Annotated in this window: 15 protein-coding genes; 11 read left to right on the forward strand and 4 right to left on the reverse strand. The window is 37.5% G+C overall.

Translation table 11 applies throughout. The annotated features are described in order from the left end of the window. Positions 1-21: 21 nt before the first annotated feature. On the forward strand, positions 22-699 hold the full coding sequence (locus QW060_RS01455) for a YetF domain-containing protein (protein ID WP_290361939.1): 678 nt from the start codon (positions 22-24) through the stop codon (positions 697-699). A 120-nt stretch (positions 700-819) separates the two neighbouring features. After that, positions 820-1,536 (forward strand): 3-ketoacyl-ACP reductase, encoded by a 717-nt coding sequence (locus QW060_RS01460; RefSeq protein ID WP_290364666.1) that lies wholly within the window; start codon positions 820-822, stop codon positions 1,534-1,536. 65 nt (positions 1,537-1,601) lie between these two features. On the opposite strand, the gene QW060_RS01465 is transcribed toward QW060_RS01460, so the two are convergent. Together QW060_RS01465 and QW060_RS01470 are read right to left on the reverse strand one after the other, a co-directional pair. Next, positions 1,602-2,204 (reverse strand): DUF4142 domain-containing protein, encoded by a 603-nt coding sequence (locus QW060_RS01465; protein WP_290361940.1) that lies wholly within the window; start codon positions 2,202-2,204, stop codon positions 1,602-1,604. Between the two features lie 39 nt (positions 2,205-2,243). Continuing rightward, complete coding sequence (locus tag QW060_RS01470) at positions 2,244-3,122, reverse strand: SDR family oxidoreductase (RefSeq protein ID WP_290361941.1); 879 nt, start codon at positions 3,120-3,122, stop codon at positions 2,244-2,246. Positions 3,123-3,949: 827 nt separating this feature from the next. Between QW060_RS01470 and QW060_RS01475 the strand changes: the two genes are divergently transcribed. Next, a complete protein-coding gene (locus QW060_RS01475) occupies positions 3,950-4,381 on the forward strand; it encodes a LexA family protein (protein ID WP_290361942.1) in 432 nt (143 codons plus the stop codon). A 4-nt stretch (positions 4,382-4,385) separates the two neighbouring features. Continuing rightward, positions 4,386-5,660, forward strand: a complete 1,275-nt coding sequence (locus QW060_RS01480) for a Y-family DNA polymerase (protein ID WP_290361943.1) — start codon at positions 4,386-4,388, stop codon at positions 5,658-5,660. A 55-nt stretch (positions 5,661-5,715) separates the two neighbouring features. Here QW060_RS01480 and QW060_RS01485 read toward each other — a convergent pair whose 3' ends face one another. Next, positions 5,716-6,252 (reverse strand): hypothetical protein, encoded by a 537-nt coding sequence (locus QW060_RS01485; protein WP_290361944.1) that lies wholly within the window; start codon positions 6,250-6,252, stop codon positions 5,716-5,718. A gap of 259 nt (positions 6,253-6,511) precedes the next feature. Further along, positions 6,512-6,763: a hypothetical protein gene (locus tag QW060_RS01490; protein ID WP_290361945.1), complete on the reverse strand. Its 252-nt coding sequence runs from the start codon at positions 6,761-6,763 to the stop codon at positions 6,512-6,514. 221 nt (positions 6,764-6,984) lie between these two features. On the opposite strand from QW060_RS01490, the gene QW060_RS01495 reads away from it, so the two are divergent. From QW060_RS01495 to pdeM, 7 genes are all read left to right on the forward strand, one after another. After that, positions 6,985-7,635 (forward strand): metallophosphoesterase family protein, encoded by a 651-nt coding sequence (locus tag QW060_RS01495; protein WP_290361946.1) that lies wholly within the window; start codon positions 6,985-6,987, stop codon positions 7,633-7,635. Between the two features lie 202 nt (positions 7,636-7,837). Next, a complete protein-coding gene (locus QW060_RS01500) occupies positions 7,838-8,509 on the forward strand; it encodes a DUF4328 domain-containing protein (protein ID WP_290361947.1) in 672 nt (223 codons plus the stop codon). A 15-nt stretch (positions 8,510-8,524) separates the two neighbouring features. Next, entirely contained in the window at positions 8,525-8,659 is a 135-nt protein-coding gene (locus QW060_RS01505) for a hypothetical protein (protein ID WP_290361948.1), read from the forward strand. Positions 8,660-8,773: 114 nt separating this feature from the next. Continuing rightward, a complete protein-coding gene (locus QW060_RS01510) occupies positions 8,774-9,769 on the forward strand; it encodes a ligase-associated DNA damage response exonuclease (RefSeq protein WP_290361949.1) in 996 nt (331 codons plus the stop codon). After that, entirely contained in the window at positions 9,766-11,364 is a 1,599-nt protein-coding gene (locus QW060_RS01515) for an ATP-dependent DNA ligase (protein ID WP_290361950.1), read from the forward strand. Before QW060_RS01510 ends, QW060_RS01515 begins: the two co-directional genes overlap by 4 nt. Continuing rightward, complete coding sequence (locus tag QW060_RS01520) at positions 11,361-13,790, forward strand: ligase-associated DNA damage response DEXH box helicase (RefSeq protein ID WP_290361951.1); 2,430 nt, start codon at positions 11,361-11,363, stop codon at positions 13,788-13,790. The genes QW060_RS01515 and QW060_RS01520 overlap by 4 nt, the downstream gene beginning before the upstream one ends. Continuing rightward, a complete protein-coding gene (gene pdeM / locus QW060_RS01525) occupies positions 13,780-14,442 on the forward strand; it encodes a ligase-associated DNA damage response endonuclease PdeM (RefSeq protein WP_290361952.1) in 663 nt (220 codons plus the stop codon). Before QW060_RS01520 ends, pdeM begins: the two co-directional genes overlap by 11 nt. The last annotated feature ends 14 nt before the right edge of the window (positions 14,443-14,456 follow it).

A 14,456-nucleotide genomic window follows, 5' to 3' on the forward strand; every position in this document is an offset into this window, starting at 1 on the left:
AATAATAGTCATAAAAAACGCATGGATTGGAAAGAAATTTTTATCAGTAATACCGATTGGGAGTCCGTATTCAATATTGTATTCCGGACTTTTTTCATGTTTGTCATCATTCTGCTCGTCTTGCGGTTTTCCGGAAAAAGAGGAGTAAGACAGTTGTCCGTTTATGAACTGGCTTTTATTCTCGGGCTCGGTTCCGCTGCGGGAGATCCGATGTTTCAGTTAGACATTCCTCTTATTCAATCCGTTCTTGTATTTGCTGTAGTGTTGATTTTTTATAAAATCATCACCTATCTCATGAGTTTAAACAAAAAGGTAGAACATATATTGGAAGGTAGTCCGGTTTATATTATCAAAGACGGAAAACTGCTCATCAATCAACATGAGCATCAAAGTCTTTCTCAGGATGAGTTTTTTGCAGAACTGCGTATTCAGAAAGTACGTCATTTAGGTCAGGTAGAGTATGCTCTTTTAGAAATAAACGGAGAAGTCAGCATTTTGTTCTATCCTGAAAAAGAGGTGCGATATGGTCTTCCTATTTATCCGCACGAATATAAAAGGGCAGAAAATTTACAGGAAAATCAGTACTACTCCTGTATGCAATGCGGTGAAACCGTACAGTTGACTGCTGACATGCCTCAATGTACCTCTTGCGGACACAAAGAATGGGCTGTGTCTCTTAACATACCTGTCACACCATAATTTGAAAAACGGTCAGATTGTAAATAGAGCATGTTTCGTACTTTTTTTGTAAAGCATGATTTTTTATATAAATGAAAATAGCTTTACATTAGCAAAACAAATGATAAAAGAAAAACAATGATAGATTTAAAAGGAAAAATAGCTTTAGTTACCGGCGGTGGTCGTGGTTTGGGTAAAGCTACTGCTGTTGCTTTGGCAAAAGAAGGAGTACACGTAGGAATTACAGGAAGAAATGAGCAGCAGCTACAGGAAACAGTAGCTGAACTTCAATCTTTTGGGGTCCAGGCTTCTTATGCTGTTTTTAATGTAGGAATACAAACTGAAGTAATTGCGGGAGTTCACAAAATAGCAGCAGCATTAGGCGGAATTGATATTCTTGTAAATAATGCGGGTATAGCAGCATACGGCAGTGTAGAAGAAATGGAAACAGCTAAATGGGAAGAAATCATTCAAACCAATGTCTTAGGAGTGTATTATGTGGCAAAAGCAATTGTACCGCTAATGAAATCCAAAGGGATGGGAGATATCGTAAACATTGCTTCAACTGCCGGACTAAAGGGTAGTGCCAACTCTTCTGCTTACAGTGCTTCCAAATCAGCGGTTATTGGTTTTTCAGAATCGCTTATGTATGAAATGAGAAAAGAAAATATCCGTGTAATAACCCTTACTCCAAGTACTATTGCAACCGATATGACAGTATCTGATTTAAAAATTACAGACGGAAATCCGGATAAAGTATTACAGCCAGAAGATTTTGCAGAGCTCATTGTAGACATACTAAAATTCAACAGAAGAGCTTTGATTGCGAATGCAGCGATTTTTTCTACAAATCCTTAGATATTGCAGTGATAAAAAAACCAGAACAAAGCTGTTCTGGTTTTTTTTAGATTTAACGTAATTATTTATCCTAAATCCTTTTTCAACAGAGCATTGCCCTCTTCAACCAATAATTTATACTCATTAAGTAACTGATCAAAATACATTTTTTCATCAGTATTGGAAATGTTCGGAATCAGAGAAGACAAAATCTGAACGAATTTAGAAGTATAATCGACAGAAGTAGTTACAAAATTCTTATCCCATTCTTTGCTTTTAGATTGGGTTGCCAGAGAATTTATTTCCTGTAATGTCTGGTCGATTTTAGCTTCAATTTCCAGATTCTTTCCGAAACTGACAGGAAGTTGTTTCTGTACCTGCATCGGAATGTTTTTCATTTTATTCGCAAATGATTTCACCTTTTCATGTGTCGCATGCTGCTGGCCTACAGTTCCCAATGAAACAATGGCTGTATTATAATTGGCAATAGTTTGCCAATAGGAGTTAGCATCTTCCAGATTGTCGGATACTTTGTTTTTAATATTGCCCAGAGTATCTGTTTTCGGATAGGTAGACGAGTCCTTTAGCTCCGGGTAATGAGAAGCTGGTGTGTTCGGACGGTTGTCTTTACAGGAGAGCATAAATACAACGCTAAGGCTGTACAATATGCAGTGAAGGGTTTTTTTCATATCATCTTGTTGTTAAGTTATAAAATCAATAATAGCGAGTTATAAAAATAATCGACCACCGGTAACCGGCAAAGTAATTCCGGAGATATAACCTGCACCCTCTGAAGCGAGAAAAACATAAGCAGGCGCAATTTCAGCGGGTTGTGCCGGACGTTTCATCGGGTTGTCATGACCAAAAGTATCTACCTCTTTTTTAGGGAAAGTACTTGAGATCAAAGGTGTCCATACAGGACCTGGCGCTACCGCATTTACCCGTATATAGAGATCGTTTTCAAGAAAATACTGATTCAGATTACCGGTAAGGTTCCGGATGGCTGCTTTGGTAGCTGCATACGGAAGCAAGGTAGGGTTCGGATCTACAGCATTTACAGAAGATGTATTGATGATACTGCTTCCTGCCGGCATGTGTTTAGCGGCATGTCTGCATAAATAAAAAATAGGATGGATATTAGTCTCAAAGGTTTTAATCCACTCTTCAGATGGAATATCTTCCAGTTTTTTGCGGCTCATCTGAAAAGCAGCGTTATTAATCAGTACATCAATTTTTTTAAAATTAGAAATAGCTGATTCTATAAGTTTCCGGCATATTTCTTCATGGCGCAGGTCACCTTCAAAAAGCAAACCCTTTCTGCCGGCTTTTTCTACCCAGTAAAGCGTTTCGAGTGCATCTTCTTTTTCTTCTTTATCAAGATAGGCAATTACTACATCTGCACCTTCTCTGGCAAAAGCAATAGCAACCGCTTTGCCAATTCCTGAATCGGCTCCGGTAATCACAACGCATTTACCTTCCATCTGATGACACCCTTTATAGCTTTGTTCTCCATGATCGGGTTTCAAATCCATTTTTTTTTCAGATCCCGGTGGTTGTTGCAGGGGCTCATCAAAAGGCGGATACGGATATTTCTTGTTCTCTTTCATAAGGCATTTCTTTTTGTTTATTATGAGATCGCTTTCCAAAGCCGAAATATATCTTGCTTATTCTTATTGCTATATGCAAATACTATTCTTTTTTTAATAATAAAATGCCTCTTATTCTAATATACTCTTAAAAAACATACAAGATCTTTATAAATAGGAATTTAGATTAAAAAGGATTTTTTGCTATAATCTTTTTCTGCTGCTCTACTGTTTTTTATTTTTCGAGGAGCAGATGATTAAATCTACATTTTGTGGAAAAATCATTTGTTCCGTTAAAAAAGCACTATTTATTCTATTAAATATACGATTTAAATTTCTTTTATAAAATTTGTATGCGTTTTTAGGTATAAGAATACTGAAACGATACAAAGGAGTATTTACTCATAGAAACTTCATTGTGATGAAAGAATTATTGATAATCTCTATAATTTATCGTTATTCTTGTTTTAAAGTTTGTTAAAATTGGATTTTATTTTGTTAGTTTGGTTAAATTGTTTTAATTTTATGTTAATATGAACCAATAAAAAATAGAAATCATGAACAACACGACTAATCGTTTTGACAAACAAGGAATTTTATTGGTAGTTATAATAATAGTTATGTTTTTAAGTATTTTATAGATTTATTATAATTGTTAATTACAATTCCATTAATTCACTGACTGTTTCAAAAACATTCGGCTTCCAAAAGAAAACACCTATGAAAAAGAAAATTACTGAAGCAGTGGAAAAGACCTTATGAAAATAAGGTCTTTTTTTAGTTCAAAAGTTTAACATGTAAATCAAAAACTTACTGCTAATTTTGTTCTTAATTAAAACAAAGGTAAAATGGAGAATATACTAAAGCTGTATGGTGCAGAAGTGGGAGAGTGTATAGAACTTCCCTTTGTTGGTAACGTAAAAACCGGATTTCCTTCTCCGGCAGATGATTTTATAGAATCAAGCATCGATCTCAATAAAATACTCATCAAGCATAAAGACAGCACTTTTTTTGCAAAAGTTAAAGGAGATTCCATGCGGGATATTGGCATTGATGAAGGAGATTTACTCGTCATAGACAAATTGATACAACCTCAGAATCACGATATCGTAGTTTGTTTTCTTGAAGGGGCTTTTACGTGTAAACGCTTGAAGAAAGAAGAGGACCGTTTATGGCTCATAGCTGAAAATACCTCCTATGCTCCGATAGAAATAACCTCTTCTGATCAGTTTCTAATATGGGGGGTTGTCCTTCACAGCATCAAAACTTTTAAAAAGTAAAGTTATGTATGCACTGATTGATTGTAATAATTTTTATGCCTCATGTCAGCGGGTTTTCAATCCTGCACTAAATCATCAACCTGTAGTAGTATTGAGCAACAATGACGGATGTGTAATTGCCCGCAGCAATGAAGCTAAATCCATTGGAATACCTATGGGGGCTCCGGCTTTTAAATGGGAACCATTTTTCAAACAGCATGGAGTTCATGTTTTTTCCTGTAATTTTGCACTTTATGGTGACATGAGCCGCCGTGTAATGAATCTTTTAGCTACATTTTCACCTGATATAGAAGTATATTCCATTGATGAAGCCTTTTTAGAATTTACAGGTAATCAAAATACCGATTTTTTGTTTTTGGGTAGTCAGATACGTACCATGATTACCAGAGGAACGGGCATTCCTATCTCTGTTGGTTTTGCTCCCACGAAGGTATTGGCAAAAGTAGCCAATAAAATAGCTAAGAAATTTCCGGATCGCACAGGAGATGTGTATGTGATTGATACAGAAAACAAAAGAGAAAAAGCGTTGCGTTGGACCAAAATAGAAGATGTATGGGGTATCGGTCGCCGGGAAACTAAAAAATTACAAAAAATAGGTGTTTTCAACGCACATCAGTTTACACAGCTCAATGATGCCTGGGTAAAAACAAACATGAGTATTACAGGATTGCGCATCAAAAAAGAATTAGAAGGCATTTCAGTTTTGGAATTGGAAGAAGTAGAAGATAAGAGGAGTATTGCCACAACCCGTTCATTCGACATTATGCTTACTACAGAGGCAGAACTGGAAGAACGCATCACAACCTATGCTACACTCAGTGCAGAAAAACTCAGAAGACAACAGGGAGTATGCCAGCTCATCACTGTTTTTATCAAGACAAACCGTTTTAAACCGGAACTTCCTCAATACTACAGATCTGTTACAGTAGCGATAGACTTTCCGACCTCTTCTACGATTGATATCATAAAAGCTGCAAAAAAAGGATTAAAAGAAATTTTCCTTCCCGAGTTTCACTATAAAAAGGCAGGGGTTATCTTGTCAGAAATTCAGGAAACAGATGCTGTACAGTTAAATTTGTTTCATATCCGAAATGCAAAACATGAGGTATTGATGAAAACCATCGATGATGTAAATAAATATTGGGGTGGTGATCGAAAAGTACGATTTGCAGGTCAGTCGCTCAATTATGTATGGAAAATGCGTCAGGAAAAACTGTCTCCGCGTTATACTACAAGAATACATGAAGTCATTGAAATAAATCTAAAAAGCGAAAAATAAAATGAGGAGAGTAAGAAGTAGGTTTTTTGATATTTCTAACTCTTATTTGGGTTTTTCATTGAGAATGAAAATTATCTTTTACCCTCAACTTAAGTGTTATAGGATCAAAAGTTTTGTAGGTTAAAACATCTGTTATAGCCTTTGTAGGGTATTCTTTGCCATTTCTTGTGATAAACAGTGATATATGGGGTAATCCCTGATGATGAAGAATAGGTAAAAATATTCCTCTAAAGATACCTTTCATAACAACTTCGAAACCGTTAGCAGTAAGTTTGGAGCTATACCATTCCCATTGTCTAAGCCTTTTTAAACCGTCAATCATAGCGGGAATATGTGATAATAAATCATCTTTATGATAATCGTCTTTTTCTAATTGATTTGTAAACTGAACCAGCTTTTTGGGTAAAATCTTTTCCCATTCAGAACTCTCTGTCTTTAAATGTTTATTGTCAAGAAAAGCTATTATCGTTTGCTTAAAAGTTTCTAAGTCTTCTTCGGAATTGCTTACACCTCTAACACTTATTATATCATATAATGCCGTATCTGGTAATTCTCCCTGATTATTGTTTAGTATTCTTTCTTTTTCTGTCATGACTGCTATTTTTAAATGTTATGGATTTCCTATATTTTTTCAAATCCTCGATTGTTATATTATAATCCGATCTTAATTTAAAAGTATTAAATCTCTGGCAAAAGCACTTTTTTTGAATTTTTTAGTATTTATCATCATTAGAATCGGAGAGCGGAAAACATTCTTTTTTAGACTCTATAACAGAAAAATGAGTAGTGAGGGTTTAGTCAGAATCAAAAACAGCTCTGATTTGGGAGCTGTTTTTTGAATTTAAAATACCTTATTCAGGAGTCGCATACAGATGGCTTACACATAGCCCGCACACCTTTCTGCCTATTTTAGCTACTTCCATGCGTGCTTCATCTTCACCAAGTAACTTAAATTTACTGTTGGCGGAAGATTCATCCATATTACTGGTGTCGCAAAGAGAGCTGCTAAAAGTTTGCCAGGAGTTGTCCTTGACTTCAAAAGATTTGAACAAATGGTATTCGTTGGTGCTTTTTTTTCTTTTTAGTGTAAAAGATTTTTTCATGTGAATGTTTTTTTGGTTGCGTTAATGATAAGTTTTAAGTGAAAATTAAGACTTTATTTTTTAAATAAATATTTTTTTAAATAAAATTTTATTCTTTATTATAGTATTTCCTTTTTTTCAGTATTTTGTCTGATTGAAGTAAAAATGCTAAAAGAATGAGTACGTTTGTTGTGAAATAAATAAAACAATTCTTCTCGTTACTCTGTTAATACCGTTTGCCTATGAAAAATTATTTTATCGTTGGAGATATTCATGGCTGTCTGTTTACTTTTACAAAACTCCTACAGAATTGGAATCCAATGAAAGAAACCCTTATTTGTGTAGGTGACTTTATTGATCGTGGTAATTTCAGTGCAGCAGTAGTAAAAAAATGTATGGAAATTCAGCAAACATATCCGGATACTATTTTTCTCAAAGGCAATCATGAAGCTGAGATGGCAGATCATCATGATAGGGGATTCAACGAAAATTGGTGGCGACAGGGAGGAGAAGCAACATGGAATAATTTTTCCGTTTCCGAGGAAGATCTTTGCAGATCTGTTCATTGGTTTCAGCAATTGCCTCTGAAACTTGAAACACCAACCCTTATGGTGACGCATGCCGGTATCACAGATACTGCCGATCCTTGGAATGAGCAGGCTGATGATAGCGTTTTGTGGAACAGAAAACCATTAAAAAAGCTTGAGAAATTACAAATACACGGGCATACGCCTTTAAAAACGACAAAAGCCCTTTACACAGAAGCTTCCCACTCATGGAATATCGATACCGGAGCCTGCTATGGCTATGGTTTGTATGCTTTGTTGGTAAATGGAAATGGAGAAATACAAAAACACATTCATGTGGCGACAGATTCCCGTGATATTGGGTAAGTGAAACTTTTTTATCTTTGTTTTTTTATTCTTTTGTATCCATCGTTTTGTGTGATACAAAAGAACTTAGAGAAATAAATGTTGAAAAGATGGTGTAATATGCCTTTATGACACTTTTATTTCGTTAATTTGATCTAACCAAAAAACACACACCTTATAACACATGACTACTTTAAAACCCAATCTTAAAAGAGCGAAAAGGGTGCTCTTTTCTTTTGTATGCCTTATGGTACTGCAACTTGTTGCTTCAGGCTATTATGTAATACATTACCTGAAGCTGCAAAATATCAGGGAAGAACATCATTATCCTGAAAATCTATTCGAAAAATATATTGTGCAGGAAGACCTCTTATGGTTTATATACACAATAGTTTTCTTAACTGCTGCTATTCTTTTTCTGCATTGGTTTCGCAGAGCCTATCGAAATTTAACAACCAAAGCAGTCCGGTTGAAATATAGTGAACAGGTCGCTGTATGGAGTTGGTTTATACCTTTTCTGAATCTGCTGAGACCGTACCAGATCATGTGGGAACTTTTTAGCAGGACGTATAAATTATTGGATAGAGCTCATATCGTTTATGGAAAAAAAATACCAGTTTACTATTTAAAACTATGGTGGTTTATGGGCTGGGGTAGTATGCTGCTGATGTCGTTTTCCAATCGTTATAAAAGCGGAGAAAATGAATTGTCTGTACTCATGACTCATGCTGTACTGGGTGGTGTGTCGTTTATCTGCAGTTTCTTTGCCTTATGTATGTTTTACAAATTGGTAAAGGCATATTCCAAAATAGAAAAACTATTGATTTTATTGCCGGATATACAAACAGTAGTACATACAGATACTGATGCTGAAACTCCGGTACCCGTATTATAAATTTTACATTTTTCTTTGAAACCTATTAAAAAAATGCATCTCTATTCGGAGATGCATTTTTTATTTTTAACCAAATGGTTTATAGCGAGTGTTTTAGGAGATAAAGTCCGTTGGAGCTCCATTATTTTCAAAAGACAACTGTTAAAATAAACCTTAATAACACGGGGTTTCTGCTTATAAATGCTTATATTCATAGTAATAAATACATGTAAAAACACGACTGCTTTTTTATTTCTGCCTAAAAAAGGCTAAAAGGAGATTTATATGTTATTAAAAGTTAATTCAAAAGGACTGTATTGTGCGAAAGCCGATGTCTATATAGATCCGTGGCGTCCGGTAAAGAAGGCGCTTATTACACACGGTCATGCCGATCATATGCGCTGGGGCAATCAGCAGTATTTATGTCATACCGATACAGTTCCGGTGCTCAAAGTACGTTTGGGAGCAGATGTTGTATATCAGAGCGTAGGATACAATGAACCGGTTACCATCAACGGTGTATCTTTTAGTTTTCATCCGGCGGGACACATACTGGGTTCCTCTCAGATCCGGGTAGAATACAAAGGAGAAGTGTGGGTGGTTACAGGAGATTATAAACTTTTACCTGATGGATTGTCACCGGAATTTGAGCCCGTTCGCTGCCATCATTTTATTACAGAATCTACTTTTGGACTGCCGATTTACCAGTTTGAATCGCCACTTACAATTTTTGATGACATCAGCAATTGGTGGCAGGAAAACCGGGAACAGCAACGTGCAACCGTCATCTGCTGTTATTCGTTGGGAAAAGCACAATCCATTCTGAATTATTTTAAAGAAACCGAAGAGCGTGTTTTTCTGCATGGGGCAGTTGCGAATCTTAACGATGCTTTTCGTGAAAACGGATATCATTTTATAGGAAGCCGTATTGCTGCGGATCAGAAAAAAGAAGACTTCAGGCAAGCTCTCATCATTGCACCGCCATCGGCATTAGGTACTCCCTGGATGCGGAAATTTGGCGATTACAGAACCGCTATGTGCAGCGGATGGATGCAGTTACGTGGAATGAGAAGAAGACGTGGAGTAGATAAAGGTTTCGTATTTTCTGATCATTGTGATTTCAATTCACTGAATGCAGCTGTAAAAATGTCCGAAGCCGAAAATATATATATTACTCACGGATATGAACTACAATATGCCCAATGGCTAAGAGAAGCTTACGGACTGAATGCCCAAATCATGAAGACCTTGTATAACGATACAGAAACGGAAGAATTATGAAAGCATTTGCCGCCTTATTTGATGCCATTGATCAGACAACCAAAACCACCCGAAAAGTAGAAGCAATAGTCCGGTATCTGGAAACAGCTACAGATGAAGACCGCCTTTTGGCAATTGCAATCCTCATTGGAAACAAACCTAAGAGACCTGTAAAAACAACATTGCTTAGAGAATGGGTGTCTGAATATACCGGAATTCCCTTATGGTTGTTAGAAGAGTCTTATTATGTAGTAGGAGATCTCGGAGAAACCATTTCTTTGCTGGTTTCTCACCATCATCAGACTGAAGATAACCCCTATTCTCTCAGAGAGGTGTTTGAACATATCATTGCTTTACAAAAAATGCCGGTAGTACAACAAAAAAAAGAACTCTTTCGTTTATGGCAGACAAACTCAGGTACTGCTCTTTTTCTTGTAAACAAAATGCTTACAGGTAGTTTGCGTGTAGGAGTTTCTAAAAAACTCGTTGTAAAAGCCATAGCTAAGTTTCTGGAAAAGGATGAAAGGGATATTGAACATCAGATGATGGGCAAGTGGGATCCTATGCAAATGCAATTTCAGGAACTATTCCTGACTGAAAATCAATTGCTGGCAACTCATATTCCTTATCCGTTTTGTCTTGCCTATCCGCTCGAAACAGCTCCGGATGAACTGGGTGCTGTAAAGGATTGGATCATTGAAAAGAAACTCGACGGTATTCGCGGGCAGGTTATTGTCCGTGCATCTGATTTGTTCATCTGGTCGCGTGGAGAAGATCTGCTTACAGATAAATTTCCGGAGTTTGAGATCCTGCGGCATTCGCTTCCGGACGGTACGGTTATTGACGGAGAAATCATTCCGTGGAAAGATGGGGAACCGTTACTTTTTAGTGTGATGCAGACCCGTATAGGTCGTAAAAATCTGACGGCTAAAATTTTAAAAGAAGCCCCTCTGGTAATGGTATGTTATGATCTGCTGGAATGGCAGGGAAAAGATATCCGCCATTATCCGCTTCATGAGCGGCGGTCTTTGTTGGTACAACTTTTAAAGCAACATCCTTCTGAAGTGCTTATTCTTTCAGAAACCTTATCTTTCACCAACTGGCAGGAAGCGGATGTTTTCAGAGAACAGGCGAGAAGTCATCAATGCGAAGGATTGATGCTGAAACATCGGGAAAGTGTATATGAAGTAGGTAGAAAAAAGGGAGGCTGGTGGAAATGGAAAACACAACCATTGACCATTGATGGTGTAATGCTGTATGCACAAAGCGGACATGGACGCCGCGCCAATTTGTTTACAGATTATACCTTTGCTGTTTGGGATGGCGACGTTCTTATCCCGTTTGCCAAAGCATATTCCGGGCTTACCGATAAAGAAATCAATGTACTGGATAAATGGATTAAACAACATACGCTGGAAAAATTCGGACCAGTGAGAAGTGTAAAACCCGAGCAGGTATTCGAAATTGCATTTGAAGGAATCAATAAAAGTACCCGGCATAAATCTGGAGTAGCCTTGCGTTTTCCACGGATACTGCGCTGGAGAACAGATAAAGCTGCCAAAGATGCCAATACCAAAGAAGATTTGTTACAACTATTAAAAAACTATGAATTATGAATGCTTTTGCCGATGTTTGGTTTTTTAATAAGGGATGGAAACCGCATGCTTTTCAGAAAAAATGCTGGTCAGCTATGGCAAGAGGTGAATCCGGTTTGCTGAATGCTCCGACAGGTTACGGAAAAACGTATGCGATATGGTTTGGAATTCTCCAGAATTATTATAAAAAAACACCTGATAATACAAAAGAGAAAAAAGGACTGCATACGTTGTGGATTACGCCTTTGCGGGCTTTGTCAAAAGAAATTTTACTAGCAACGGAAAGGGTAAGTAAAGATTTGGAACTCGACTATAAAATAGCCCTTCGTACCGGAGATACTTCTGCAGGTGACCGACAGAAACAGCGTAAAAATCCTCCGCAGGCGCTGATTACTACTCCGGAAAGCGTACATCTGCTTATGGCTTCCAAAGGATATAAAGAATTTTTTAAATCGCTGGAGTTTGTCATTGTAGATGAATGGCATGAATTATTGAGCAGCAAACGAGGTGTAATGATTGAACTGGCGGTTGCCCATTTAAAAACCATCAATCCATCTCTCAAAGTATGGGGAATCTCGGCAACCATCGGAAATCTGTTACAGGCAAAAGATATTCTTACACGGGATTCACAGAGCGTACTAATACAGTCAAAACAGCAAAAGAAAATAGAACTGCATACGATTTACCCTGATGAGGTTGAAAAATATCCGTGGAGCGGGCATCTGGGCATCCGTTTATTGCCCAAAGTACTGCCTCTGCTGCATCAATATACCACCACTTTATTATTTACAAATACCCGTTCACAGGCTGAGATATGGTATCAGCGATTATTGGAAGCAGACCCTGAACTGGCAGGACAGATTGCTTTACATCACGGGTCGCTTAGTGAAGAACTGCGCCTATGGGTTGAAGACAGTCTGCACGAAGGACTTTTAAAAGCCGTCATCTGTACCAGCAGCCTTGATCTTGGAGTTGATTTCCGATCTGTAGATTGCGTCATCCAGATCGGCTCCCCAAAAGGAATTGCGCGTTTTTTACAACGTGCCGGCCGAAGTGGTCACCGCCCTGAAGAAACAAGTGTGATCTATTTTCTGCCCACTCACTCACTGGAAACGATGGAAGGCGCTTCTCTGCGCTATGCATTATCTGAAAAAATGGTAGAACAGCGATTGCCCTATATCCGTAGTTTTGATATGCTCATTCAGTTTATGATGACATTGGCTGTCAGTGACGGATTTCAGGCTGAGGCCTTATATAATGAAGTTATTCAAACACACTGCTATGAAAGTATCAGCCCTGATGAATTCAATGAATGTTTACAACTCATCACACAGGGAGGAAGTTCTTTATATGCGTATGATGAATTTCATAAAGTGGTTATTGAAGACGGACTTTTTAAAGTTACTTCCAGACGTATTGCAATGCAGCATCGTTTGAGTATCGGAGCCATTGTTTCAGATATGATGCTTCTGGTAAAATTTAAAAAAGGAAAATACCTGGGCAGCGTGGAAGAATGGTTTGTTTCGCGCTTAAAAGAAGGTGATGTTTTCTGGTTTTCCGGACGCGCGCTGCAATTGGTTCATATCAAAAATAATGAAGTCATTGTAAGGCCTACTACACAAAAAACCGGACTCATTCCTTCATGGCAAGGTGGACGGCTTCCGATAAGTGTTGATTATGGAAAAGCCATTCGTCATATGTTTCAGGAAATCGGGAAACCTTCCCGTCGGACTTATCCGGAGTTGGCATTTTTACAGCCTTTGTTCAAAGAACAGGCAAAACGTTCTTATCTGCCTCAGGAAAATGAATTGCTGACGGAATATATAAAAACCAAATATGGCTTTCATCTGTTTATCTATCCGTATGAGGGGAAACTAGTACATGAAGGAATGGCTGCAATTCTTGCTTACCGCATCAGCCGGAATCAGAAGATAACATTTACCATTGCAAGCAATGATTATGGATTTGAACTGCTCTCTGAAGACGATTTCTTTGTTGATGAAACGTTTGTTCAGGAATTGTTGTCAGTAGAAAATATAGTAGAAGATATCAAAAACGGAGTCAACATCAGAGAAATGGCGAAACGTACTTTTCGGGATGTTGCTTCGGTATCGGGTCTTATTTTTAATGGTTATCCCGGAAAGCAGATGAAAACAAAACACCTTCAGGCAAATGCTTCTTTGTTTTTCAGTGTCTTTGATGAAAATGAACCTTCCAACTTGTTGTACCGTCAGGCGTATGATGAAGTCTATGATTTTCAGCTCGAAATTCAGCGCATGCAGCTGGCCTTTCAGCGTATCAACAGCCATCCGATTATTTTTAAGCATCTTGAAAAACTGAGTCCGTTTGCGTTTCCGATTTTTTCGGAATCTTTTCGCAGCAAATATTCGAATGAAGATTGGCAGGCGCGTCTCAATAAATTAAAAAAGGAACTGGATGTCGAATAAATTTTACAGGCTTTTTCTGGGCGATACTGAAACGTGGCTTTTACCGGAACTGGCGCTCTTTCTGCCGGAAAGCCATTGTCTTGTTATTGCGGACTGGCATTTGGGAAAAACTACTCATTTCAGAAAAAACGGAATTTTTCTTCCCAAAACTTCTTTGTATAAAGAGTTTATGAAACTTGATGTGCTCATTGCAAAATATGGAGTGAAAACCGTCGTGTTTCTGGGAGACTTGTTTCACAGTGAATGGAATACGGATTGGGAACTTTTTAAAGAAGCACTTTTGAAACATGATACAGTATCGTTTATCCTTACAAAAGGCAATCATGATATTATCGATTATGCACAGCATCACTTGCCTCATTTCAAAATAGTTAAAGAACTATGGCTGCATGAAAAAATCGTTTTTTCCCATCAGTCACTATCGCTGTTAAATCGGGAGGTGATTAATATAGTAGGGCATACTCATCCCGGAATAAGCATTCGGACCAAACAACGTCATTATTTCCGTTTACCTTGTTTTTATTTTGATAAAGGTGTGTTTATACTGCCTGCTTTCGGAGACCTCACAGGACTTTATATCATGGAACGCAAAAGGGGAGATGAGGTGTTTATCGTTTTAGGAGATGAGGTAAAAAGACTGAAAAATACGTAGCCATATTTGTATTC

It is taken from the genome of Paenimyroides ceti, from assembly GCF_030409925.1.

Bases quoted from the DNA above. Each gene is read 5' to 3' on its own strand.
- QW060_RS01480 (WP_290361943.1), top strand. From the start codon at position 4,386: ATGTATGCACTGATTGATTGTAATAATTTTTATGCCTCATGTCAGCGG.
- QW060_RS01485 (WP_290361944.1), bottom strand. From the start codon at position 6,252: ATGACAGAAAAAGAAAGAATACTAAACAATAATCAGGGAGAATTACCA.
- QW060_RS01475 (WP_290361942.1), top strand. From the start codon at position 3,950: ATGGAGAATATACTAAAGCTGTATGGTGCAGAAGTGGGAGAGTGTATA.
- QW060_RS01520 (WP_290361951.1), top strand. From the start codon at position 11,361: ATGAATGCTTTTGCCGATGTTTGGTTTTTTAATAAGGGATGGAAACCG.
- QW060_RS01465 (WP_290361940.1), bottom strand. From the start codon at position 2,204: ATGAAAAAAACCCTTCACTGCATATTGTACAGCCTTAGCGTTGTATTT.
- QW060_RS01510 (WP_290361949.1), top strand. From the start codon at position 8,774: ATGTTATTAAAAGTTAATTCAAAAGGACTGTATTGTGCGAAAGCCGAT.
- QW060_RS01495 (WP_290361946.1), top strand. From the start codon at position 6,985: ATGAAAAATTATTTTATCGTTGGAGATATTCATGGCTGTCTGTTTACT.
- QW060_RS01455 (WP_290361939.1), top strand. From the start codon at position 22: ATGGATTGGAAAGAAATTTTTATCAGTAATACCGATTGGGAGTCCGTA.
- QW060_RS01515 (WP_290361950.1), top strand. From the start codon at position 9,766: ATGAAAGCATTTGCCGCCTTATTTGATGCCATTGATCAGACAACCAAA.
- QW060_RS01490 (WP_290361945.1), bottom strand. From the start codon at position 6,763: ATGAAAAAATCTTTTACACTAAAAAGAAAAAAAAGCACCAACGAATAC.
- pdeM (WP_290361952.1), top strand. From the start codon at position 13,780: ATGTCGAATAAATTTTACAGGCTTTTTCTGGGCGATACTGAAACGTGG.
- QW060_RS01470 (WP_290361941.1), bottom strand. From the start codon at position 3,122: ATGAAAGAGAACAAGAAATATCCGTATCCGCCTTTTGATGAGCCCCTG.